This window comes from Romboutsia ilealis (assembly GCF_900015215.1).
Lineage (GTDB): Bacteria > Bacillota > Clostridia > Peptostreptococcales > Peptostreptococcaceae > Romboutsia > Romboutsia ilealis.
In genome coordinates this window covers 830,260-851,298 of record NZ_LN555523.1, presented here as the reverse complement: position 1 = coordinate 851,298, position 21,039 = coordinate 830,260, and the positions used below count along the sequence as shown (strand labels likewise).

Genomic DNA, 21,039 nt, shown 5'->3' with positions numbered 1-21,039 from the left:
TATGATTTTAAGGTATTTTTATACATAAAATTTACTTTGTTTACAGCTTCAGCAATTTACTATCGCTTAAAATATAAAAAGGCTAAGAATATAAATAATATAATTTACATTCTTAGCCTTATATTTTTAACTTAATATTTTATCATCAATTACTATCTGATTTGTCATAATTAGCATAATCATATATAAATTTATCAAGTTTATTTTTGTTATAATCTTTATCCCACTCTATTATCCAACCTTTTTCCTTTATATTATTGTCTTTTCTTGCTTCTTTAAAAGGAAATTCAACTTGATCAAATTCAGTATCATTTATCTTTATAGCTTTATTTGCAATAGATACTATTTCAAGTGGTAACATATTAGTTTTAGTATATCTAAGTACTTCGTTTAATACACTCATAAGATTACCATTAGAGTCATTTACAAGCTTATTGTATAGGGCTTCTATAACCTTTCTTTGTCTGTTATCTCTTTCATAGGCGCTATCTATATATCTTATTCTACTATATTCTAGCGCTTGTGAACCATTTAAAGTTTGAGTTCCTGATTTTTTTATCCCATTTATTTGGCTAACTTCTTTTTTAGATACATTAATTTCAATTCCATCTAATATATCTATTATTTTTTCAAAGGATTCAAAACTAACTGCTACATATTTGTCTACATCTATTCCAAAGTTGTTCTTTATTGTTTGAATTAATAAACTTGCTCCTTCATAAGCATATGCATGTGTTAATTTTTCACTACCATATCCTTCTATATCAACATAAGTATCTCTTGCTAATGATGTAAGTCTTATATCTTGATTTTTTTCATCTATAGTAAGAATCATCATGGAATCTGATCTGTTACCTTTTTCTATATTGTTACCATCTACCCCAACTAAAAGTATATTAGTTATACCATTTTTTTTATTTTTTTCTGATTCTTGCGTTGTACTTATTTCCTTCGCTTCTTCTTTGTCGTACATGGAATTTAATTGAAAATATAAATACCCAATTCCTAATAGTGGTATTATTATTGCAATTGAAATCAATATTGCATTAAACTCTTTTATATTTTTTATATTTTTCATATTATCACTTATCCATTATATTTTTATATTTTTCATTGCAAAATTAAGCTCCACATAATTGTGTAGAACTTTTAAAATAAAACGCTATTTTCATAAAAGTCTAAAACCATAACCTTTACATTTTTTCTCTTTTTAGTATTTATATATTATATAAATACTGCTTGTTATTTTTGTTTAAGCCAATTACTAATAAATCATATTCATCTTCCTATATATAAGTGTATCTATGACTTTGTTTAACATTGTCTATACAATTTTCTTTAGATAAAATTTCAATTCTACTTTTTCTCAATTAATGATTTTGAATTTACAATAATTTACACATTTATCCCCCCATAAAATATCAAGTTGTTTAGCCGACTTAACTAATTGTTTAATATACTTTATTACAGATTTGTTTAACTTATTATATTAAAATTATATCAGCATTATTACTATCATTAATTTTAAAGTAGGTGTATTTTTTATACCTTACTGTAACATGAGTATAAACTCTTAAACTATTTTTAAGTGTTGCATTTAATATAATAATTCATCAAATAAAAAAAGTGTATTTAGGCAAATATAAATCAATTGACTATAAGACAAATGTCTAATATAATCTTATTAGACATTTGTCTTAAGAAAGTAGAGGTATAATTAATGAAAAAACTTCCAGTTACAGAATTAAGAATTATGAAATTTATATGGAGCCAAAATATGGACCATATAGCATCAAAGGATATTGCAGACTATATGTTAAAAGAATTTCTTTGGTTAAAAGGTACAACAGGTAAGGTATTATCAAGGTTAGTAGACAAAGGATTTTTGAAGGCAAAAAAACAAGGTAGAAACACAATTTATGAAGTTTTAATATCTAATAATGAATATATTAAATTTGAAACTAAAGAATTTCTTGAATTAGTTCATGACAAATCTATATTTAGCTTTATATCTGCTCTTGGAGAAGAAGAAGACATCTCGGAAAAAGAATTGAAAGATTTAGAAGCCTGGATAAAAGATAGGAAATAATCGATGGATAAAATATTTATTGAGATTATAAAATTAAGTTTCTATTCTTTTATCCCTATAGCTATATTTATTTATTTATCTAATAATGATAACTTTAAATATAACTCTAAATTTAAGTACAATCTATCTATAATAATAGCTATAAGAATGCTGTTTATTTTTAAAATTAAAATTTATCTACCAAAACAGCTATATACTAGTAATAATCTATCTTCTAAATCTATAAATATAAATCCTTATTCTAAATTTATAAATAATGGATTTAATCTTTTTAATTTATTATTTTATATATGGCTAATTATTATAGTATTTATAAGTATATACCTATTATACAAATATATAAAATTTAACCTAGCTTTGTCTAGAGCTAGGCAAAGTATAAATGATAATTTAATAATCAATGTGCTAATAAATCAGCAAAATGATTTAAAGATAAAACAAAATGTAGATATATATAAGTTAGATGGATTATATACACCTATAATTACTGGAATTTTTAAATCAAAGATAATATTACCTGATAAAAAATATACTGAATCTGAATTAAACTTTATACTTAAACATGAACTAATTCATTATAAAAGGAAAGATAATTTTTTTAAGTGCTTGATGACGATGGTTAATATAATATACTGGTTTAATCCTATTATATACATATTAAGGAACTTTTTTTATGAACAGTGTGAACTATCTTGTGATGAGACTGTAATAGACAACTACTCTTTATTTGAAATAAAGGAATATTCATTAATGTTGCTTGACACAATAAAATCTAATAATCAAATAGAAATTCCCCTATACATATCTCAACTTAAGACTAAGAAGTCAAATAAGGTTAAAAGGAGAATTAATAATATGTTTCTGCTAAAAAATAAAAAAAGAGGAATAACTTTATGTATTGTTTTATGTACGATAGTAACATCTACCGCATTTTTATTTCAATATTCTAATGCTACAGATGAAGTACATGCAGAAAATGTAGATTTAAATGAATTTATAAAGGCAGTTGGTACTAACAATAAGATAGGCTATGTTAAAAAAAATGATTTATATAACCCACAACCTTTAAATACACTAGAAGAAGTTGAAGCCTATATTAAAGAAAAAGAAAAGAATCCTATTAGAATGATACCTCTTTATGATGAGAGTGGAAAAAATATTATAGGTGAATATAGAATAGATTAATTAAACAAAAATAGTTAAAACATTGACAAGTATGTAGATAATCTTATGTATTCTATACCAAAATTAAAGAACAATAATTATTTATTTTAAAAGGCTATGACTATAAATTCATAGCCTTTTTAGTTGTTTTCTATTTAGTTCTCTTTAATAATATTTCTCAGATTATTAACACTCATACCGTACTCAGCAGCAAGATAACTTGCATTAACTCCATTGTACCTCTTCTTAATTTCCCTATTCCTACCATTTCTAATAGTAGCTTTATAAGTTGGTATATAAAGATTACTTCCTCCATACATCCTAACTATTTCTAAATATTTCTCCTCCCCAACAATTTCATACAACATTTCTAAATGTTCATATACATCTTCTTTTCTTAACTTCATTTTAACCCCTCCAAAATTTAAATTTAAACTATCTATGCCATAATATTTTGTAATTTTAATGTCTAAGTACAACAATATCTTACTTTAATATAATTGTAGTTTTTAATATAAAAACTTTCTAGGAAAATACTTTTAAATATACTTTAGAAAACTACATTGAAATTATACTTACAACTTTTTAGTTAATATATAAATATAAGCTTTACAAATAGCTTAAATAAAATTTAGGAGGTAACTTATATGGCAGTTACAGTATTAAATAATCCAGCAGGACTTAGATTAAAATTTGATTTAGGAAAAGATGATTTAACAGGTAAAACTAAAGTAAAAAGCAAAACATTTTCAAATGTTAAATACAACGCTTCTAATGAAGATGTATACGAAGTAGCAAGTGCTATCGAATCACTTCAAGAGTACCCAGTTTTAGAAGTTGCTAAAATAGACAACACAACTTTAGCATAAAATTTACTTCGCTTGAGCGATGTGTCAGCGAAACATTTCAAAAATATCATTTTGAAATAGCTATCAATTAAGGTTTTAACTTTTGAAGTACTTTATATTATTAAAATTAATATTATTAGGAGGATTTTATTATGGAATTAAATAAAAAATTAATTATGACTTTTAAAACTACAGATGATAAAAAGGTATCATTAACAGTGGATAACCCAAAAGAGGATTTAACAGAAGAAGAAGTAAAAACTTGTATGGAACTTATAAAAGAGAAAAACATATTTGCACCAGGTGGATCTGATTTAGCATCATTAGTTTCTGCAAAAGTTGTTGAAACTGATACTACTAACTACGACTTAGTATTTTAATATAATATATGGATGGTAATTTAGAAGTTCTGATTGCAAATGTAGGCTTTCCAATTGCTATAAGTATGTACTTACTTATTAGAATCGAAGGAAAACTTACCATTTTAACAGATAGTATAAATGAACTATCTAAAAACATTTTAAGCATGAACAAGGGGTAGCAACTGCTACCCCTTTATTCTTTAGAAATATCTAGTTTTAGCTATTAACGACACAAATTTTGAGCAACAAAGATATCCATAACGTAAGTATGTATATCTCATTGACGAAGTTAGCACTTCGAGCTTTTAATAATATTTCTAACTTGAACCTCACTTATTTCAAATGCCCTTGCAAGATCTTTTATATTTTTTCCATTATACATATTTATAATCTCTCTATTTCTTCCATTTCTAAGAAGGGTTTTCTTACTTGGAAAATAAATAGCTATCCCTCCGTATTCATTACAAAACTCAATAAACTTATCAATCCCCATAAAGTTAGCAAGTCCCACAAATTCCTCTGGAATATCTTCCACTTTTATATAATTCATATTATCCTCCTAATAATCTATATGTTGAAAATGTAGCCTTGGCCCATTGTAGCAATAATGTCTAAACTTAGTTTCTCCATCTCTACATTTAGCAACTATTAAATCTACTATTTTTATTCCCTCTTCCCTTGCTTTAAGTATACTTTTTTTGTCTCTTTTAATATTTATAACCGCTTCTTCAAAGTCAGAAAGTACTGGCTCATGTATGTATACAACATTATTACTATCATGAAATATTGCCTTACTATCTCTCATTGGACGCTCTCCCCAAGGTCTTAAATCCTTCATTTCATCATTTAATTGACTTAACTGTATAACTGGTATATGAAAATCTAAAGTTATGTTTTTAAGTTCCCTAGATAAAGTTGCAACTTCTCTTTCCCTATTTTGTAAGTTTTGTTCTATAGTTAAAAGCTGTAAATAATCCACTATTACCAAATCAGGCTTAACTTGTCTTATTCTTCTTTTTAACTGAGGTATTGTGCTTATTCTATCATTTATGTATATTAAGTTATCCTTACTAAACTCATGCATTACATCTATTATATTTTTCCAATCTATTTCTTTTAAGTTTTTGTACTTTAAACTTTTAGCACTTATTCCTGTTTTTTTACTTATATTTCTCATAACTATTTGCTCATTACTCATTTCCCTACTTATAAATAATACCTTTTTACCTTGATTTGCACAGTTTAACATTATTTGAAGTGCTAATGCAGTTTTACCAACTCCACTTCTAGCAGCAATAGTTGTAAGCTCTCCTTTAAAAAGACCTCCTATAACTTCATCTAATAACTTAACTCCAAATTTAAGACCAGTTTCTTTATCATTTTCAAGAAAATCTAGTATTCTTTCACAAATAGAACTCATATCATCTTTATCGTCTATATCTTGATCTATTGTATTTTTTATATCATTTTCAAATTTAAAAAGAGATGAATCTATATCTTTGTTTTCAAGTATTTCAGTTATTAAATTCATGCAACTTAATTTTATACATTTTCTTTTAAACTTATCCTTTAATATGTTTATATGTGTATCTATTGCATAAGTCTCACCTATTGATGATAATTTACTTATGTAAGAAATCATCACATCTACTTTTCTTTCATCTAATTTAGTTTTTATTGTTGGTATATCTAATGTGTAATTGTTTTTATGTAAATTTTTCATTATTTCAAATATTTCTTTGTTGTATGATACTGAAAACATATCTTTTGTTAATTCATCTAGCTTATATGCTAAGGTATTGTCTAATATAATACTTCCAAGTATTGAATTTTCTATATTTATAGCTTCTAATGGTGCCATGTTTCTTCCCCCTAGTTAAATAAAATTATTTTAAAAATCAAATTCTATATCAAATGGTTTTATATCATTTAAATCATCTATATCCTCATTTATATCAACTTCTTCGTTTAAATATCCTTCAAACTTATTGCTAAACAATGTTTCTGGTCTTAAGTATTTTTCCATTTCAGTGTATAACCATTGTTTTGATTTTATATTTATTACCCTGTAAAAGTCCTCTTCATCAAATCCTTCATTAAGCCTTGCATTTATAAGGCTCTTTGTTTTAACTGATGTTTTTTTAAATCTCTTACCAGTTTTTTTGTTTAAATAATCAACTACACAAGAAACTATTTTATTATTATTTATATTATTCTTTTTAGAGTGGCAGTTCTCTATATCGTCACCTATATCGTATGTATGTTCGTCTAATAAGCATAAATTATTGCTATTACTAGCTTCTTTAATATCATTACCTAGGTTGTGTCCTAGGTCATAGCCTAGGTCAATATTATTGCTGTATTCGTATACTGATGGCTTATTGTCAGTGTTTCCTAATTGAACTAATTGTATTATGTTTAGTTCTTTGAAGTTTTTTATAAGTCTTTTGGCTTTTCCTATTGATATGTTTAAATCCTTGGAAACTGTACCATTACTTATGTAAAATTGGCCTTTTGGTAAATTTCCATTCATGTTGTTGTAGTTTACTTTTTTAGTTATGTAGTGATTAAATATTATTTTATCTATGTCTTTTATATTATCAAATTTTAGCACTTGTATATTAGTTTTAAAGTATCCTATTTGTGATTTCATTTTATTCCCCTCATTACGTTTTATTTTCGTTCCCTTTTCGAAACATTCGTTCTATATTTTTATAGTAATATATTTTACAATTATTTTCAATACTTATATGAATATTTATTTAACAATTATATTAATAATATTTATTTTTTTATATTAAATTCAAATACATTATTTAATCTATAATTTTATAATATCTATTTCATCTTATATTTACAGTTATTATAAAGTTCTAACAGATGTTATTTGTTTAATATAATATAGCAATAAAAGTTAAAGGAGATATCATAATGAATAAAAATAATGATTCTAATCTTGCACTATTAACCTCTATAGTTTTAGGGTCTCTTGTAGTATTTTTAATGTTTTTATGTCATAAACTTATACTTTGTATAGCTCGTGTTTTCGTTTATTTAACAGGTCTTGCTACTATGTTATTAGTTACTGTATTTTATATATTTATAATAGTATTTCTTATTTCAAGGTTTAAAAAGTACTACTGTAAATATTATAATAATGAAAAGTATAAGAGAAATGATTTTGCAAATATCCAAATTATTAATTCTATAATTAAAATGGAAAAATCCTTAATATTTGCTTTATTATTTATATTAATGATGTTATACATACTTAATATATTTATTAAGCTATTTTAGCTAACTTCGTGATTAAATTAATGAAATTATTTTATAATTAGAAAATAATTGAATATTTTATATAATACAATCAAGTTAGCAATTATTATTAATGCGAAATAACTACAATTTTGATATTATATAATTATTGTATTATTTAGATAAGGGGAAGAAACGAGAAATGGATTTTTTCATAGATATAATAGAATCTATTGCTATGTTTTTAGAAACAAAAGCTAAGTTTTTTATGAATACTAATAATAAGGATGAATATAAAAAGAAAAAAAAATATCTTTCTATAACATTTATATTAGTGATTGTATCAGGCTTATTAGGAATGATGTTTTTATAAGATTATGATATCAGTAAATTTATATAGTAAATAAACTTCAATTTTTATAGCATATTTAGTGAATAATATTAATATAATGTGAATTTTATTGCATAAATTTAATGGCTATGTTAGCTTTCTTTGTTATAAATATGATATAAAGATAACCATACCTTAGTATTTCTAATATATTAAAGCCTAAAATCTGGTTATCTTTATAATTTACTATAAATAATTACCAGCATATTAATAAAGTCAATTATCCTTTAAATATAAAGTCATATTGGTTATTATTTTCATTTATTAAAACATTTAAAGTTCCTTCTATTTTGTCATGAAAATCATTTATTGAAGTAATACTTTCTATATATATGTATTCATTAGCACTAGAGTTTGAATTTATATTGCATGAAAGGTGTGCATCTCTTTCTTTATCGCTAAAAAATAGTTTATCTAAACTTACAGAAATTAATTCATCAGATTTATTTTCTATGATTAGTTCAATCATACCAGCATTATCCTTATATTGAAGGTTTACAGCACTTATTTTTAAATCTTCATTATCAACTAAAATTGGATTTTCATAAAAATCAATTGCATTCTCATTCTGTGCCTCTACTTTAGTTGATTCATCTACATCTGATTTATTAGAATCAATATTTTCACAACCTACTATTAATGATAATATACACGCACAAATACATGATATTAAAATATACTTTCTCATAAAACACCCCTATTTTTTTATTCCCTAATTCATAATATATAACAATTCTGAACTTGATTATATTACAGAACTAAAAATATATATACTATATAATAATATAACTTCAGTTTTAAAACAATTTATAAAATATTAAATATAAAAATATTTATTTAAATGTGCAAGTTTTTGATATTAATTTACGAATTAATTAGTGTAAAAGCTTTTACAGTGAGGAGGAAGTAACTTGCAAGATAAATTAATTATTAAATACATAAAGAAGAGAAATGAAAAAGGTATGGAAATTTTAATAGACCAGTATAATTCCCTTATTACTTCTGTAGTTAGATATCATTTAGGTACACTTATTAACTATGAAGAAGAATGCGTTAGCGATACTTTACTAGCCATTTGGGATAATATAGATGGATTTGAAAAAGATAAAAATTCTTTTAAAAATTGGATATGTGCAATAGCTAAATATAAATCAATTGATTATAAAAGAAAATATCTAAATAAGATAGAATCGTCTATATTAGATGAAGAAACACCATATATAGATAAAAATTTATTACACATAGAAATACAAGAAGAATTAAATGAGACATTAAACTTCTTATCTAAAGATGATGAAGAAATATTTAGGCGATATTATCTAGAAGATGAAAGTATAGTAGAAATAGCACATAATAAGAAATTGGCTATTTCTAGCGTACATAGTAAATTATCTAGGGGAAAAGCGAAGATAAGAAAGTCTTTATTAAAAGAGGGTGGTAAATAATATGATAGATAAATATAAAGTACTAAATAACGAAGTAATTCAATTTGATAGATATAATGAAGCCAAAACAGATAATGAAAAAATGAAAAATATAATGAAATCAAAGTTGAAATCAAGAAAACAAAAAAATAAAAATCTATTAATTGCATCAATATCTATATTAACAATATTTTCTGGAGCAATAGGAATAAGTATAAAGTACCCTTCATTTGCAGAAAAAATTCCAGTCTTAAGTGATATGATGTATCTAATACAAGATGCTATTCAAAATGAAAGTATGGAAGATAGTGTAACAAATATAAATAAATCATTTTCAAATGATGGATTAACATTTACAGTAAATAAATCATGGTTTACTGGAAATCAAATTTATATAGACTTTACATTAAAGTCAGAGGAACCATTTAAAGATACTAAGTATGTGGATGCACTTAGTGATATTAACTATATAAACAACAATCCAATTCCATACCTTTTATTTAGTGAATGGGATTTATACATAGATGACAATGAAATTGGTAATTATTCTTTTGAATACCCAATGGCAAATTTTATTAATGAATATACTATGAAATCTAATATTTTAATTGATTTTATGCCTGAAGGGTTAGAATTTGGAAATACAGCTAATGTAAAATTTTCATTTAAACTAGGTGAGTATCTAAAAAGTACTTTAGATACTGAGTGGAAAATGGACTTTGATGTTAAATCTAATAAAAAAATGTATAAAAAAATAAGAGTTAATGAAAATAAAAATGGAGTAACAATAAAAGACATTAAAATTAATCAAACATCTTTAAATATAGATTTAAAATCAAATAAAAATAATACTATTGGATATGTTCAAGTACAAGATGATAAAGGCAATATACTAAATAATGGATCTGCACTGTATGATGAAAATAGTTATGAATCAATTTCATACCTTAGTGATATAGGAGTTGTTCCAGAGTATATTGTAGTTACAGTATATGGGGATTATCAAAAAGATAAGACACCTATTGCGGAATTTAAAGTTAATATTCAATAAATTAATTTTATAAAAAAATAGTTTAAATAACGATATAACAACTTATTAACGATATTATGTAAAAAACACCAAGTACCATACTAGAAATTATAGCTATAAAACTTGGTGTTACTTATTATTATCAGTGATGTATAAGTAATATAAGTATATAATAAAATATTTAGATATTTTATATTACAAACAATTTATAGTAAGTTATAGAAGTAACCACATCTTAGAATTCAATATATTGAAAAATCTAAGATGTGGTTATTTTTATGCTATATTTATCACGAAGATAGATAACATAACTTAAGAATAAAATCTTAACATTTATTATAAATTTTTTACAAACTCAACAATATCCTCACAAAAACTATAAATAGCATTTACTTTTACAGGTTCTAACTGTATATTTGTACTTTCTTGTTCAATATTAAATCCGGTCATAAAATTCTCATCTGCAAAATATATTGTAGGTATACCTAACTTAGAAAATGATAAATCATCAGACATTCCACCTAGTTCACTATTAATATTATATTTTTCATTAAATTGATTATTAAATGCATCACTTAAAGTGTTATTATCTTCTTGCATTAAAATAATTTCTATTGGTCCAACTGTTTTTAATTCTGGATATTCAAAACCTTCATATCCTATCATATCTATATTTATAGCTCCTATTATATTATCTTTTTCTGCATTACTTAATTGACTAAGATAATATCTAGAACCTGATTTAAAATATTCTTCAGCACTAAAAATAGTATATACTATATTAATTTCATCATTTTTATAATTTTGAAGATTTCTAGCAATTTCTACAACAGCACTTACTCCTGTAGCATTATCATATACACCTGTAGTACCACTTGTAGTATCATAATGAGCTGATAAATAAAGTGTTTTTTTATTTACATCAAAATCCTTAGATTTAGCAATTATATTTCTTGCAGTTCCTATTGAACTTGTACTATTTGTAGGGTTTAAATTAAAAAAAATATTCACATCCTCAGAATGAATATACTCTCTAATATTATCACCCATATCAAATACCTCAAAATCTTGAAAATCCACATCATACCCATATGATTCTAATTTTGATTTTAGTTTATCTGCCGAAATTTTCTCTCCTTCTGTTCCAAATTTTCTAACTTGAAGAGCGAGATCTTCTATAGTGCTTAAAATTTCTTCTTCATCCACCATAATTTGAGTTTCAACTTTTTCATCCTCAATCTTTATTTCCTCTTTTGATATTGACCTATCTTTTAAAGTAGAACAACCATTCAAGCTAAAAGATATTAATATCAAACTAAAACATAAAGATAGTTTCATAAAAGTTTTCTTAGACACGAAAACACCTCCTAAAAGAGTTATATTCAAAAAATAAAGGAATAATACATTTTTAATTGATTTTTTTAATAGTTTGTATAAGTTATAAAAATAACCACACCTTATAATTTAATAATTTAAAATACTAAGGTGTGGTTATTTTATAATCTCCCCATGCAAAAGTATGAGCTTTACATCATACCTTTTATCAAATTTTAATGAAAATCCCTATCTATAGTTATTATACAATTATACTCTGGATGAACATCCTTTATCGCATTAATTATATCTTCTTTTAACTCTTCTTCAGTCATAATTTTAACCATCTTGTCATTATCAACTACAACATCAAATATTATACTTTGATGTTCTCCATGACCAACAATCCTAAAATCATGCATGGATTTTATAACTGGATTATACTTTATTATCTTTTCTACTTCACTTTTTGTATATGCTACTTCCTCAGTCTCAATACATATAGGATCCATATGTATCACTAAGTGAGTTTTAAACTTTTCTGATATCTCTCTTTCAGCAGTGTCTATTATATCGTGTATTGTCATTATATCTATATCTGCTGGTATTTCTGCATGAACAGATGCTATTGATTTTCCAACTCCATAATTATGAATTATTAAATCATGTACTCCTTGTATATGCTCATATGAAAGTATAGCTTGATTTATTCCTCTTACTAATTCAGGGTCTGGTGCTTCTCCAAGTAATGGACTTATAGTTTCTTTAACTAATGAGTACCCTGCATAAAGTATTGCTACTGATACTATTATACCTGCATATCCGTCTATTGGAAGGTTTGTAAATTTAGCTGCTAAAAATGATACTAAAACAGTACTTGATGTAAATACATCCCCCATTGCATCAACTGATGCTGCCTTTAGTGCAGATGAGTTTATTTTGCCCCCCATAAACTTATTAAAGCTACTTAGCCATATCTTAACAAGTATTGATATGAAAAGTAATATAAATGGTATTATTTCAAATTTTATAGGTACAGGATTTAGTATTCTATCTATTGATGATTTTACAAATTGAAATCCTACAAGCATTACCATAAATGCAACTATAAGTGCAGATATATATTCAAGTCTACCGTGTCCAAAAGGATGTTCTTTATCAGGTGGTATACTTGCTAATTTAAATCCAACTATTGTTATAACTGAAGATGCCATATCCGATAAGTTATTAAATGCATCTGCCATTATAGCTATACTTGATGTTAATAATCCTACTGATAATTTTACTGCAAATAATATAAAGTTTGCTATTATTCCAACTATTCCCGCTAGATAACCATATTTATTTCTTACATCTTCATTTTCAATATTTTCACTGTCTTTTATAAAAGTTTTTACTAATAAATTTGAAAACATATTCGCTCCTTTCTATTTTATTATCTATTATTTCTCTATGCTTACTTATTTATATGTGGATATTTTTTCTCCAATAATACTATCATATAATTACTTTTTTTGGAATATTACTAATATTTTAATGTCAAATTTATACATAATTTCATCTGTTTTAGGTAAAGGATACTCCTTCCTCAACGTAGTAGGGAGGAGAGGAATTTGCCGAATCCGAAGGGGTTTTACACCTCTAAACTAGCCATACCATTCCTTTCTTAAATATGATATAATAATTATATTAACTAAGAGATAACCGTTGCGTAAAAGGCACTCTTAGAGGCGTTAGAGTAAACTCCAATGTTTGGGCAATTGTCAATTTGCCTATCGTAATCTAGGTTTGAGGAAGGAGATACATAGTATCGTTGGCACTTCGTGTACTAGAGTTACAAGCTCCCACTTCAAGCGAAGCTAAGTGGTGAGTTATTGACATATTATAATAAGATATATCTGCTAAGGAGCTGATATTATGCATGAATTAGCTATCTCACTTTTAAACCAATATGTAGAAATATACACTTATTTAACTCAGGATAAGTTATATGGAGAAATCATAGCCGCTACCCCTTATGAAATAATATTACTTAGAAGGCATATAGATAAAGCCTCTAATAAAAACTACACTTTATATATACCCCTAAATTCTATAATTTATATAAAAAAATTATAAAGTTTAATTGATTTAAATTAAATATCATCAAAATATTTCATTTTATAGTAAGTTAAAATAGTATTATATCTTATTTATGAGATAAGCTTTTTAATAAACCAATGTCATTATTTGTATTCTTTACTTTAAGATTAAGTTTTCTTATTTAATATTGTATTTTTTATTTTGATATATTCTAATATATTATTGATATTATAGTAAATTAACTTATAAATGGTAGTATCTAATTTATTATAATTTTATTTATATAACCATATATAAACAATATATATACTAACTTTTTAAAGTTAAACTACTATATAATCAATTTTGATATCAAAAAAGTAGGTGTATCTCTATATTGATGTACTCCTACTGTTTTGTTCGCATTATATTAAAATTGTAACCAGCTATCCATTCTTTCTCTTACTTTTTGATAATCCTCATCTGTATTATATGGATAAATAAATTCCTTGTTCTCCATTATTATATAAAGTGTACTTTTATCATGTGTTATAAAAAAATAAATATTTTTATCTTCTAAAGATTCATTTTTATCTTTGTTCAATGAACACTCATAAATACCATTATCAGTAAAGTTACCATTTTCATCTGGAAACATATATAAATCATACGGATGTAAGAAGTATTTTTCACCATCTATAGTAATACTTCCATTTAACTCTTCACTGAATTTAAGTCTTTGCCAAACCCAGTGAGCTTTATGTATTTTACCATCTAGTTTAATATCGACTGTTCTTACTTTTTTACCATTTTCAAAAACTTGTACATCTTTATACGTTTGCTTAAATGATTTAGGATATATAAATAAGATTACTCCTACTACAATTATTAATAATAATACTATTAACTTTTTATACTTATTCATTTTATACCGTTCTCCCCCATTGTACTTTTTAATCTAATCTTTATTAAAATAAATATGCAATATATTAATATTAAAAATTTGATTATATATTTATAAACAACTAATTATTTTCATAATCTAATAACTCTCTTTGCTTATCAAAATCTTCAACATAAGTAAGTATACCAGTATGTAAATTCTTTTTTTCATCTATAAGTTTGTTATCTACCACAGTATTTATAGTGTTAGTATTTTTATCATTGTAAAATACATTAAAAATCTTATCTTTCTCTTTTATATACTGAACCATAAACATCTCATCATCAGCTTCAAAAATGTATTGTACAACATTCAAACCTAGACTTGATTTTTCATCATATGGATATTCACTAACACTATACTCTACACCTAAAAGATTCTTTATATCTTCTATATCCATGTCATTAGTAGAACATACATTATCTATAACTTTTATATATACATCACGCCATTTTCCTTCATTATTATCTAATTTTTCTAATAGCTTCTTATGGTCTTTTAAGTTATCTCGATTTGCAATATACATATATCTCATTTTTGTATCGTCTATTTCAGGAAGTAAAATAGATAAATTAGTTTCCCCTTTTTCATCCTTTAAACTATATAATGGGGATATTTGTTCTTCATTGTTAAAATTAGAATAAGTTATATTTAAACTTTCATTTCCATTTGTAAAGATATATGGTTGTTGTATATAATCACTTCCGTCTATATTTTGACCTTCTATCTTAAATTCTTCATCTTTTTTATAGTTATATCCATTTAGTAGTTTTTTGATATATTTACTGCTTATTTCTTCTTTATTAACTATTTTCTCTGCAATTTGAAAATATGCATCTCTTAATGATTCTACTTTGTCTACTTTTTGTTGAGTACACCCCATTAAAAGTATACATCCTAAAGATAATAACCCTAAAATTGTCCTTTTCATAATCTTCCCCTTATTTTATTTGTATTTTGTGAAATAAGTAACTACTCCAAAATTATTATATCATCTATTCTCTTTAATAAGACAATTAATTCAAATAAAATATTTTAATAATTCTTATCTCCTTAACTTCTTTTTATTCTATTTTTTATGACAACTTTTGATTTCTAAAAGTTTCAACTATAAATATATAAGTTTTACATTTTTATTTTTTTGCTATTTTTTTATTAATCTCACCATATTTTATAAGGATTTCTTGTTGAATGATTTTAAAAGGTATTTTAATTTATAGGTTAAATTTTATTATGTAAGGAGTGATATTGTGAATATAAAAAGACTTATTGTTATTTTAAATATATTATCAATATTCATACTTACAGGATGCAAAAACACTAAAGATATAAATTACAATTCAGACATTAAAGTTAATGGTCCCTCATTAAAAATTTCATTAATTCAAACTGCTTATGAAATATATACTACAAACATAGAAAACTTAAGTAATAATTCTACTTATGAAGATTTATATAATAACACTTCAAGGGCTGCAAAAAAACATTATAAATGGCTTACAAAAACTTATAATTCTATGGATGATGATATGAAGTTTAAACTAAAAAATATATTTGACTCTAATTCATCTTGGAGCTATACAAACTCTGTTATTAATTTAGATGATAACGCTAGTGTATCTGATATAGTGGATACTTTAATTTCTAGTAAAAATTTAAGTTTATCTTCTGATTTGCAAAATGATATAGATGTTTTTTTTAATTATTTTTATAATGATTATTTCAAATCTTATTTTAATAAAGAAAAATCATCTTTAAATAAAAAGGCTTCTAAGTTAAATGAATTATTATCTTCAAATGATGTAGATGTAAAAAAATTTATTGAAAATGTATGTGGAGTAACTTTAAGTAACGATTACGTTTGTACTTTTTACTACAGTTTAAACCCTATATCTTCTCAAAGTTTTGAGTTTGATAATAATATAGTATCTACTATTGAACCTAATACATCAGTTAAAGACCTTCTTAGAGTTCCTTTTCATAAATATTCACATTCTTTATTTGATTCTTTTACTGATACTCCTGAGTTTTTAGATATTTGTAATGAATTAGAATCTGATGATGAATTAGTTTCTGTATATAATGAATATGGTCGTGATGCTTATCATTTTAATGAGTGGTGTGAGGAAAATTTAATTGAAGGATTTTCTAAGTATTTAGATTACAGGTATTCTCAGTATGAATATGATTTTAGTAATTTTGTTTATGATTTAGATTTTTATAATTATTTAAGAAAGATTAATTTTAATCCTGATAAAGTCAATTTAAAAGATGTTTGTATAGACTTTTATACTCTTTGTCTAGAGTCTTAATTAAAATTATCTTTATTAAAATGTTATAAATAAGTAATAAAAATACTCCCTTTATGGTAGACAGTTTTATTATTTTAACTATCTACCAAAAGGGAGCATATTATTATCTAGCTATTTTTGTTGCTTTAATTAGTAATACATTAAATTTACAAACTTAAAATATAGTATGTTTATTCCTTATACTACATTATATCTCAAACATTCCATTTTGTAATTTCCCCCTAAATTACATTATCCATAAATAACCTATTATTATTTTAATTTTTATTATCGAGTTTCTCTATAAGATAGTTAATTTTTTGAATAATTATACTTGTACAAAATACAATTATTCCACTTAACAATACTAAACCCATATATGAAAACATATGGTATGATAGTGTATAACTATCACCACCGTATGTTATAAACATACCAAAAGGTTCAAGTATATATGATGTAGTTATATAAAAGATTACAGCTGTACTAACTCCATATATTAAAGATTTTTTCATTCTTTACTCCTTTCTTATTATCTTTTAAATCATAGTTATTGCAACTATACAAAAGCTAATTGCAACTATCCATATAATACATGATTCTTTTATTATTTGACATATACTTTTATTTAATTTATTATATTTTAATAAATTAATTTGTTTTAATATCGCAGTTAAAAATACCGTAATTGTTATAATAAAATCTATTGTACTTGTTAATAATTCTGTATCTAGCACATTAATTGTAGAAATTATTAATGTAATAACACATGAAATAAATATTAGTTTTTTAGCTTTTTCCATTTATAATTATATTGTAATAACTTCCACAATTACGAACATTTATCATCTCTATTATAGATGTTATTTTACTACTTTCTATATCTTTATTATTATATGTTCTTCTTGATACTCTTTTATCCATTCTTTCTTAGATCTCATACTTCCTTACTTCTAATTTTTAATATAAATTTAATTATATTATATTATATTTGTATCAGGTATATTAAAATATTTATACATATACGGTTAACATTTTTTACTTATTATACTCATTACTAATTATATAATTTTATTTGTATTATAAAGTAAAATTTACATACTCTATATTATTTATGGTAGTATATGTATATAAATAATAATTTTGGAGGTTTGTTATGGTTGAAATGAGTCTTAAAGAGCTATTTGAAATTGGTCAAAGCTTTGAAAGTTCTGTAGGAGAAGGAACTAAAGGGGAAAGAGCTAGAATTTTCAAAAATAATTCTAGATTAAATTTAACTGATGAAATGATATCATTTATAGAAAGTATAGACTATGAAGTGAATTTCTTAGTTTCAGGTGAAATATGGTGTCCTGATTTTCAATTAAATGCTACAGTTTTAAAAAGATTTTTAGATCTTAATCCTAACTTTAACATGTCAGTTATAACTATGGCTCGTGGTAAAAAGTTTATGGCTCCTGCTTTAGGTATTGATAAAGAATCTTTTAAGGGTCCTAGTATAGCAGTTTTAGATAAGGATTTTAATGTTTTAGGATTATTTGAAGAAAGACCTAAGGTAGTTCGTGATATGCCTAGTTTTGATGATATAAAACTTGAATATTATAAAGGTAAATACCTTTTAGATACTGTTAATGATTTCATAAAAATATTAGGCTAGATTTTAAATTGATTTTGAAAATGATGCAACATAATTTAGATCATATGTTATATAATATGAGTTAATAGGGAGGATAAATATGAATGATAGGAATTTAAAACTACTTTATATAGCTTTAGGTTCATTGATGCTTATATTTTTACAAAGTGATGTTTTTCAGCTAGCTATATCACTTATAAATATATTACCGATACCATATTTACCATCGGTAACATTCTGGTTAATAAACATACTTTCTTTTGTAGGAGTTGTCATATTTGTAATTACATCTTTAAAATTAATACTTAACAATATTAAATAATCATAATATTAATATATTACAAACTTTAAAAAGAAGATACATCATTTGAAAGTACATATCTTCTTTTTTTATTTGCAAAATAGTTTATAAAATCAACATTATATTAAAACAGATTCAAATAAAAAAATTATAAATTCAAAATTCGATTTAGCCACATCCTTCACTCAAGCAACTCATATTTTATATGCATTATTTTATAGCTTATCTAATATATTTTTATACGTACAAGTTAAAATATATAAGGTAGGTGGTATTTTGCATTCTTTAAATTTGGATATTACCTCGACTTTGATTTTATCTATAATTTTATTTATTATAGGTAATTTTATAAAAAACAGAGTCAATATATTCAATAGATTTTGTATTCCTTCACCAGTTATTGGTGGATTATTATTTTGTCTACTAACTCTTCTTTTAAAGTTTTTTAACATTTGTGATATTTCTATGGATACTTCTTTAATGGATTATCTAATATGTTTTTTCTTTACCACAGTTGGTGTTGGTATGAGCATGTCCTTAGTAAAAAAAGGTGGAAAAGCACTTATAAAATATTGGATTTTATGCGGAGTTTTATCATTTTGCCAAAATATAATTGCTGTTATTTTATCTAAAGTTATAGGCATAAATCCATTACTTGGGCTTATGTGTGGTACGATTTCAATGGAAGGTGGACATGGTTCTTCTGCTGCCTATGGTGCTACTATAGAAAATTTAGGTGTACAAAATGCTATAAGTGTTGGTATAGCAGCATCAACACTTGGTCTAATATTAGCAGGGCTTATAGGATCTCCTCTTGCAAAGTTTTTAATTGACAAGTATAAATTAAAACCAGGCTTAAAATATAAAAAGGTGTCTACATCAAAAAATATTGATAATAGAATAAACCTTGATATTTTTTCATTTTTAGAACAATTATTAACTATTCTTCTTTGTATATCTTTAGGAAAATTAATAGCAAATATATTTTTCAACATAACAGGTATAATAATTCCAGCTATAACTGGTTGTATGTTAATATCTGTGTTATTTAGAAATGTAAATGATAAAGTTAATATTATAAATTTAGATTTTAAAATTATTGATTTTTTAAGTGATTTATCTCTTGGAATATTTTTGACTATGGCCCTTATGAGCATTGATTTATTTAAGTTATCAAGTTTATTTGGTCCAATACTTATTATTGTTATATGCCAAGCTATTTTTATAGTTATCTACTCTATTTTTATTTGTTTTAAAATTCTTGGTAAAAACTTCGATTCCGCAGTTATGATAAGTGGTCTTATTGGTCATGGTTTAGGTGCTACTCCTACAGCTTTAGCTAATATGACATCTATAAGCGATAAATATGGTTATTCTAAAAAAGCTTTTTTAGTAGTCCCTTTAGTTGCTGCCTTTTTGCTTGATTTGTTTACAATGCCTTGTATAATCTTATTTATAAATATATTAAGTTAATATATTTATTTTCAGATGTAAATGATTAAAATAATTTATCTTTGACATAATAATAATAGAATTTTATTTAGGAGGTATTTTATGGGAAGTAATTTACATTGTTCAGCTACAAACTGTGCATTTAATCAAACTGGAGGCTGTTATGCATCACAAATAAAAGTTGAAGGATTTGATGCAGTTATAACACCTGAAACTTATTGTGATACATTTAAAGATAAAGATAACTTTAACATGACTAATTATCATGGTGATACAAGTTTAACTAGTACTCAAAATATATCTTGTAGTGCTAATAAGTGTACATATAATAGTTATGGGGCTTGTAATGCAAGTCATGTAGATATAAATTTTGAAAATAGTAGCTGTGAAACATTCGTTGCTAGATAATCTTTTTAAATAATAAAGGTGTTGTCATTTTTTAAATGAACCCTTTATCAATGACACTAAAAAAGGCTAT

Annotated in this window: 27 protein-coding genes; 14 read left to right on the top strand and 13 right to left on the bottom strand. The window is 24.3% G+C overall.

Annotation, left to right across the window (positions count from 1 at the left end; translation table 11 throughout):
* Positions 1-145 precede the first annotated feature (145 nt).
* The gene (locus tag CRIB_RS04065) at positions 146-1,078 is read right to left on the bottom strand and encodes an LCP family protein (RefSeq protein ID WP_180703259.1); all 933 of its coding nucleotides are present in this window, start codon (positions 1,076-1,078) and stop codon (positions 146-148) included.
* Between the two features lie 642 nt (positions 1,079-1,720).
* Between CRIB_RS04065 and CRIB_RS04060 the strand changes: the two genes are divergently transcribed.
* Both CRIB_RS04060 and CRIB_RS04055 read left to right on the top strand, forming a co-directional pair.
* A complete protein-coding gene (locus CRIB_RS04060) occupies positions 1,721-2,089 on the top strand; it encodes a BlaI/MecI/CopY family transcriptional regulator (RefSeq protein ID WP_180703258.1) in 369 nt (122 codons plus the stop codon).
* A gap of 3 nt (positions 2,090-2,092) precedes the next feature.
* The gene (locus tag CRIB_RS04055) at positions 2,093-3,274 is read left to right on the top strand and encodes a M56 family metallopeptidase (protein ID WP_180703257.1); all 1,182 of its coding nucleotides are present in this window, start codon (positions 2,093-2,095) and stop codon (positions 3,272-3,274) included.
* A gap of 134 nt (positions 3,275-3,408) precedes the next feature.
* Here the strand turns inward: CRIB_RS04055 and CRIB_RS04050 are convergent, their stop codons facing one another.
* Positions 3,409-3,660: a Mor transcription activator family protein gene (locus CRIB_RS04050; RefSeq protein ID WP_180703256.1), complete on the bottom strand. Its 252-nt coding sequence runs from the start codon at positions 3,658-3,660 to the stop codon at positions 3,409-3,411.
* 240 nt (positions 3,661-3,900) lie between these two features.
* Here CRIB_RS04050 and CRIB_RS04045 point away from each other — a divergent pair, with 240 nt between their 5' ends.
* The 3 genes from CRIB_RS04045 (at position 3,901) to CRIB_RS12795 (ending at position 4,642) form a co-directional block, all read left to right on the top strand.
* Positions 3,901-4,122, top strand: a complete 222-nt coding sequence (locus CRIB_RS04045; RefSeq protein WP_180703255.1) for a DUF1659 domain-containing protein — start codon at positions 3,901-3,903, stop codon at positions 4,120-4,122.
* 131 nt (positions 4,123-4,253) lie between these two features.
* The gene (locus CRIB_RS04040; RefSeq protein WP_180703254.1) at positions 4,254-4,481 is read left to right on the top strand and encodes a DUF2922 domain-containing protein; all 228 of its coding nucleotides are present in this window, start codon (positions 4,254-4,256) and stop codon (positions 4,479-4,481) included.
* A gap of 8 nt (positions 4,482-4,489) precedes the next feature.
* Positions 4,490-4,642 (top strand): YvrJ family protein, encoded by a 153-nt coding sequence (locus CRIB_RS12795; RefSeq protein WP_180703253.1) that lies wholly within the window; start codon positions 4,490-4,492, stop codon positions 4,640-4,642.
* A gap of 110 nt (positions 4,643-4,752) precedes the next feature.
* Here the strand turns inward: CRIB_RS12795 and CRIB_RS04030 are convergent, their stop codons facing one another.
* From CRIB_RS04030 to CRIB_RS04020, 3 genes are read right to left on the bottom strand one after another with little or no spacing between them, the layout of a single operon-like run.
* Positions 4,753-5,013, bottom strand: coding sequence for a Mor transcription activator family protein (locus CRIB_RS04030; RefSeq protein WP_180703252.1), 261 nt, complete (start codon positions 5,011-5,013; stop codon positions 4,753-4,755).
* A gap of 9 nt (positions 5,014-5,022) precedes the next feature.
* Positions 5,023-6,324: a replicative DNA helicase gene (locus CRIB_RS04025; protein ID WP_180703251.1), complete on the bottom strand. Its 1,302-nt coding sequence runs from the start codon at positions 6,322-6,324 to the stop codon at positions 5,023-5,025.
* 30 nt (positions 6,325-6,354) lie between these two features.
* Positions 6,355-7,116 carry a conserved phage C-terminal domain-containing protein gene (locus CRIB_RS04020; RefSeq protein ID WP_243633571.1) on the bottom strand — a complete coding sequence of 254 codons (762 nt, stop codon included), beginning with the start codon at positions 7,114-7,116 and terminating at the stop codon, positions 6,355-6,357.
* 278 nt (positions 7,117-7,394) lie between these two features.
* On the opposite strand from CRIB_RS04020, the gene CRIB_RS04015 reads away from it, so the two are divergent.
* Positions 7,395-7,760 carry a hypothetical protein gene (locus tag CRIB_RS04015; protein WP_180703250.1) on the top strand — a complete coding sequence of 122 codons (366 nt, stop codon included), beginning with the start codon at positions 7,395-7,397 and terminating at the stop codon, positions 7,758-7,760.
* A 160-nt stretch (positions 7,761-7,920) separates the two neighbouring features.
* A complete protein-coding gene (locus tag CRIB_RS04010) occupies positions 7,921-8,091 on the top strand; it encodes a hypothetical protein (RefSeq protein WP_180703249.1) in 171 nt (56 codons plus the stop codon).
* A 238-nt stretch (positions 8,092-8,329) separates the two neighbouring features.
* On the opposite strand, the gene CRIB_RS04005 is transcribed toward CRIB_RS04010, so the two are convergent.
* On the bottom strand, positions 8,330-8,797 hold the full coding sequence (locus tag CRIB_RS04005; protein WP_180703248.1) for a hypothetical protein: 468 nt from the start codon (positions 8,795-8,797) through the stop codon (positions 8,330-8,332).
* A 223-nt stretch (positions 8,798-9,020) separates the two neighbouring features.
* On the opposite strand from CRIB_RS04005, the gene CRIB_RS04000 reads away from it, so the two are divergent.
* Both CRIB_RS04000 and CRIB_RS03995 read left to right on the top strand, forming a co-directional pair.
* Positions 9,021-9,554 (top strand): sigma-70 family RNA polymerase sigma factor, encoded by a 534-nt coding sequence (locus CRIB_RS04000; protein ID WP_180703247.1) that lies wholly within the window; start codon positions 9,021-9,023, stop codon positions 9,552-9,554.
* A gap of 1 nt (position 9,555) precedes the next feature.
* Positions 9,556-10,584 carry a DUF4179 domain-containing protein gene (locus CRIB_RS03995; RefSeq protein ID WP_180703246.1) on the top strand — a complete coding sequence of 343 codons (1,029 nt, stop codon included), beginning with the start codon at positions 9,556-9,558 and terminating at the stop codon, positions 10,582-10,584.
* Positions 10,585-10,899: 315 nt separating this feature from the next.
* Here the strand turns inward: CRIB_RS03995 and CRIB_RS03990 are convergent, their stop codons facing one another.
* From CRIB_RS03990 to CRIB_RS03975, 4 genes are all read right to left on the bottom strand, one after another.
* Complete coding sequence (locus CRIB_RS03990; protein WP_180703245.1) at positions 10,900-11,919, bottom strand: M28 family metallopeptidase; 1,020 nt, start codon at positions 11,917-11,919, stop codon at positions 10,900-10,902.
* A 194-nt stretch (positions 11,920-12,113) separates the two neighbouring features.
* The gene (locus CRIB_RS03985) at positions 12,114-13,292 is read right to left on the bottom strand and encodes a cation diffusion facilitator family transporter (protein WP_180703244.1); all 1,179 of its coding nucleotides are present in this window, start codon (positions 13,290-13,292) and stop codon (positions 12,114-12,116) included.
* A gap of 1,076 nt (positions 13,293-14,368) precedes the next feature.
* Positions 14,369-14,863: a hypothetical protein gene (locus CRIB_RS03980; protein WP_180703243.1), complete on the bottom strand. Its 495-nt coding sequence runs from the start codon at positions 14,861-14,863 to the stop codon at positions 14,369-14,371.
* 100 nt (positions 14,864-14,963) lie between these two features.
* A complete protein-coding gene (locus CRIB_RS03975) occupies positions 14,964-15,812 on the bottom strand; it encodes a hypothetical protein (protein ID WP_180703242.1) in 849 nt (282 codons plus the stop codon).
* A 319-nt stretch (positions 15,813-16,131) separates the two neighbouring features.
* Here CRIB_RS03975 and CRIB_RS03970 point away from each other — a divergent pair, with 319 nt between their 5' ends.
* Complete coding sequence (locus CRIB_RS03970; protein WP_180703241.1) at positions 16,132-17,193, top strand: hypothetical protein; 1,062 nt, start codon at positions 16,132-16,134, stop codon at positions 17,191-17,193.
* 257 nt (positions 17,194-17,450) lie between these two features.
* Here CRIB_RS03970 and CRIB_RS03965 read toward each other — a convergent pair whose 3' ends face one another.
* Genes CRIB_RS03965 through CRIB_RS12715 form a run of 3 tightly spaced genes read right to left on the bottom strand, consistent with a single transcriptional unit; the run spans position 17,451 to position 18,096 of the window.
* The gene (locus CRIB_RS03965) at positions 17,451-17,687 is read right to left on the bottom strand and encodes a hypothetical protein (protein WP_071120876.1); all 237 of its coding nucleotides are present in this window, start codon (positions 17,685-17,687) and stop codon (positions 17,451-17,453) included.
* 24 nt (positions 17,688-17,711) lie between these two features.
* A complete protein-coding gene (locus CRIB_RS03960; protein WP_180703240.1) occupies positions 17,712-17,975 on the bottom strand; it encodes a hypothetical protein in 264 nt (87 codons plus the stop codon).
* Entirely contained in the window at positions 17,962-18,096 is a 135-nt protein-coding gene (locus CRIB_RS12715; RefSeq protein WP_279386151.1) for a hypothetical protein, read from the bottom strand. Before CRIB_RS12715 ends, CRIB_RS03960 begins: the two co-directional genes overlap by 14 nt.
* Before the next feature lie 232 nt (positions 18,097-18,328).
* Between CRIB_RS12715 and CRIB_RS03955 the strand changes: the two genes are divergently transcribed.
* The 4 genes from CRIB_RS03955 to CRIB_RS03940 all read left to right on the top strand — a co-directional run bounded on the left by CRIB_RS03955 (position 18,329) and on the right by CRIB_RS03940 (position 20,969).
* Positions 18,329-18,829, top strand: a complete 501-nt coding sequence (locus tag CRIB_RS03955; RefSeq protein WP_180703239.1) for a thioredoxin family protein — start codon at positions 18,329-18,331, stop codon at positions 18,827-18,829.
* Between the two features lie 79 nt (positions 18,830-18,908).
* The gene (locus CRIB_RS03950; RefSeq protein WP_180703238.1) at positions 18,909-19,130 is read left to right on the top strand and encodes a hypothetical protein; all 222 of its coding nucleotides are present in this window, start codon (positions 18,909-18,911) and stop codon (positions 19,128-19,130) included.
* 255 nt (positions 19,131-19,385) lie between these two features.
* Complete coding sequence (gene gltS / locus CRIB_RS03945; RefSeq protein ID WP_180703237.1) at positions 19,386-20,582, top strand: sodium/glutamate symporter; 1,197 nt, start codon at positions 19,386-19,388, stop codon at positions 20,580-20,582.
* An 81-nt stretch (positions 20,583-20,663) separates the two neighbouring features.
* Complete coding sequence (locus CRIB_RS03940) at positions 20,664-20,969, top strand: DUF1540 domain-containing protein (protein WP_180703236.1); 306 nt, start codon at positions 20,664-20,666, stop codon at positions 20,967-20,969.
* Positions 20,970-21,039: the final 70 nt, after the last annotated feature.

What these genes read in the sequence shown, in the direction of transcription:
- CRIB_RS03995 (WP_180703246.1), top strand. Translation starts at nt 9,556, where the DNA reads ATGATAGATAAATATAAAGTACTAAATAACGAAGTAATTCAATTTGAT.
- CRIB_RS12715 (WP_279386151.1), bottom strand. Translation starts at nt 18,096, where the DNA reads ATGGATAAAAGAGTATCAAGAAGAACATATAATAATAAAGATATAGAA.
- CRIB_RS03975 (WP_180703242.1), bottom strand. Translation starts at nt 15,812, where the DNA reads ATGAAAAGGACAATTTTAGGGTTATTATCTTTAGGATGTATACTTTTA.
- CRIB_RS03960 (WP_180703240.1), bottom strand. Translation starts at nt 17,975, where the DNA reads ATGGAAAAAGCTAAAAAACTAATATTTATTTCATGTGTTATTACATTA.
- CRIB_RS03980 (WP_180703243.1), bottom strand. Translation starts at nt 14,863, where the DNA reads ATGAATAAGTATAAAAAGTTAATAGTATTATTATTAATAATTGTAGTA.
- CRIB_RS04005 (WP_180703248.1), bottom strand. Translation starts at nt 8,797, where the DNA reads ATGAGAAAGTATATTTTAATATCATGTATTTGTGCGTGTATATTATCA.
- CRIB_RS04040 (WP_180703254.1), top strand. Translation starts at nt 4,254, where the DNA reads ATGGAATTAAATAAAAAATTAATTATGACTTTTAAAACTACAGATGAT.
- CRIB_RS03965 (WP_071120876.1), bottom strand. Translation starts at nt 17,687, where the DNA reads ATGAAAAAATCTTTAATATATGGAGTTAGTACAGCTGTAATCTTTTAT.
- CRIB_RS03985 (WP_180703244.1), bottom strand. Translation starts at nt 13,292, where the DNA reads ATGTTTTCAAATTTATTAGTAAAAACTTTTATAAAAGACAGTGAAAAT.
- CRIB_RS04030 (WP_180703252.1), bottom strand. Translation starts at nt 5,013, where the DNA reads ATGAATTATATAAAAGTGGAAGATATTCCAGAGGAATTTGTGGGACTT.
- CRIB_RS04010 (WP_180703249.1), top strand. Translation starts at nt 7,921, where the DNA reads ATGGATTTTTTCATAGATATAATAGAATCTATTGCTATGTTTTTAGAA.
- CRIB_RS04065 (WP_180703259.1), bottom strand. Translation starts at nt 1,078, where the DNA reads ATGAAAAATATAAAAAATATAAAAGAGTTTAATGCAATATTGATTTCA.
- CRIB_RS12795 (WP_180703253.1), top strand. Translation starts at nt 4,490, where the DNA reads ATGGATGGTAATTTAGAAGTTCTGATTGCAAATGTAGGCTTTCCAATT.
- CRIB_RS04025 (WP_180703251.1), bottom strand. Translation starts at nt 6,324, where the DNA reads ATGGCACCATTAGAAGCTATAAATATAGAAAATTCAATACTTGGAAGT.
- CRIB_RS03955 (WP_180703239.1), top strand. Translation starts at nt 18,329, where the DNA reads ATGGTTGAAATGAGTCTTAAAGAGCTATTTGAAATTGGTCAAAGCTTT.
- CRIB_RS03940 (WP_180703236.1), top strand. Translation starts at nt 20,664, where the DNA reads ATGGGAAGTAATTTACATTGTTCAGCTACAAACTGTGCATTTAATCAA.
- CRIB_RS04050 (WP_180703256.1), bottom strand. Translation starts at nt 3,660, where the DNA reads ATGAAGTTAAGAAAAGAAGATGTATATGAACATTTAGAAATGTTGTAT.
- CRIB_RS03950 (WP_180703238.1), top strand. Translation starts at nt 18,909, where the DNA reads ATGAATGATAGGAATTTAAAACTACTTTATATAGCTTTAGGTTCATTG.
- CRIB_RS04015 (WP_180703250.1), top strand. Translation starts at nt 7,395, where the DNA reads ATGAATAAAAATAATGATTCTAATCTTGCACTATTAACCTCTATAGTT.
- CRIB_RS04045 (WP_180703255.1), top strand. Translation starts at nt 3,901, where the DNA reads ATGGCAGTTACAGTATTAAATAATCCAGCAGGACTTAGATTAAAATTT.
- CRIB_RS04020 (WP_243633571.1), bottom strand. Translation starts at nt 7,116, where the DNA reads ATGAAATCACAAATAGGATACTTTAAAACTAATATACAAGTGCTAAAA.
- CRIB_RS04060 (WP_180703258.1), top strand. Translation starts at nt 1,721, where the DNA reads ATGAAAAAACTTCCAGTTACAGAATTAAGAATTATGAAATTTATATGG.
- CRIB_RS04055 (WP_180703257.1), top strand. Translation starts at nt 2,093, where the DNA reads ATGGATAAAATATTTATTGAGATTATAAAATTAAGTTTCTATTCTTTT.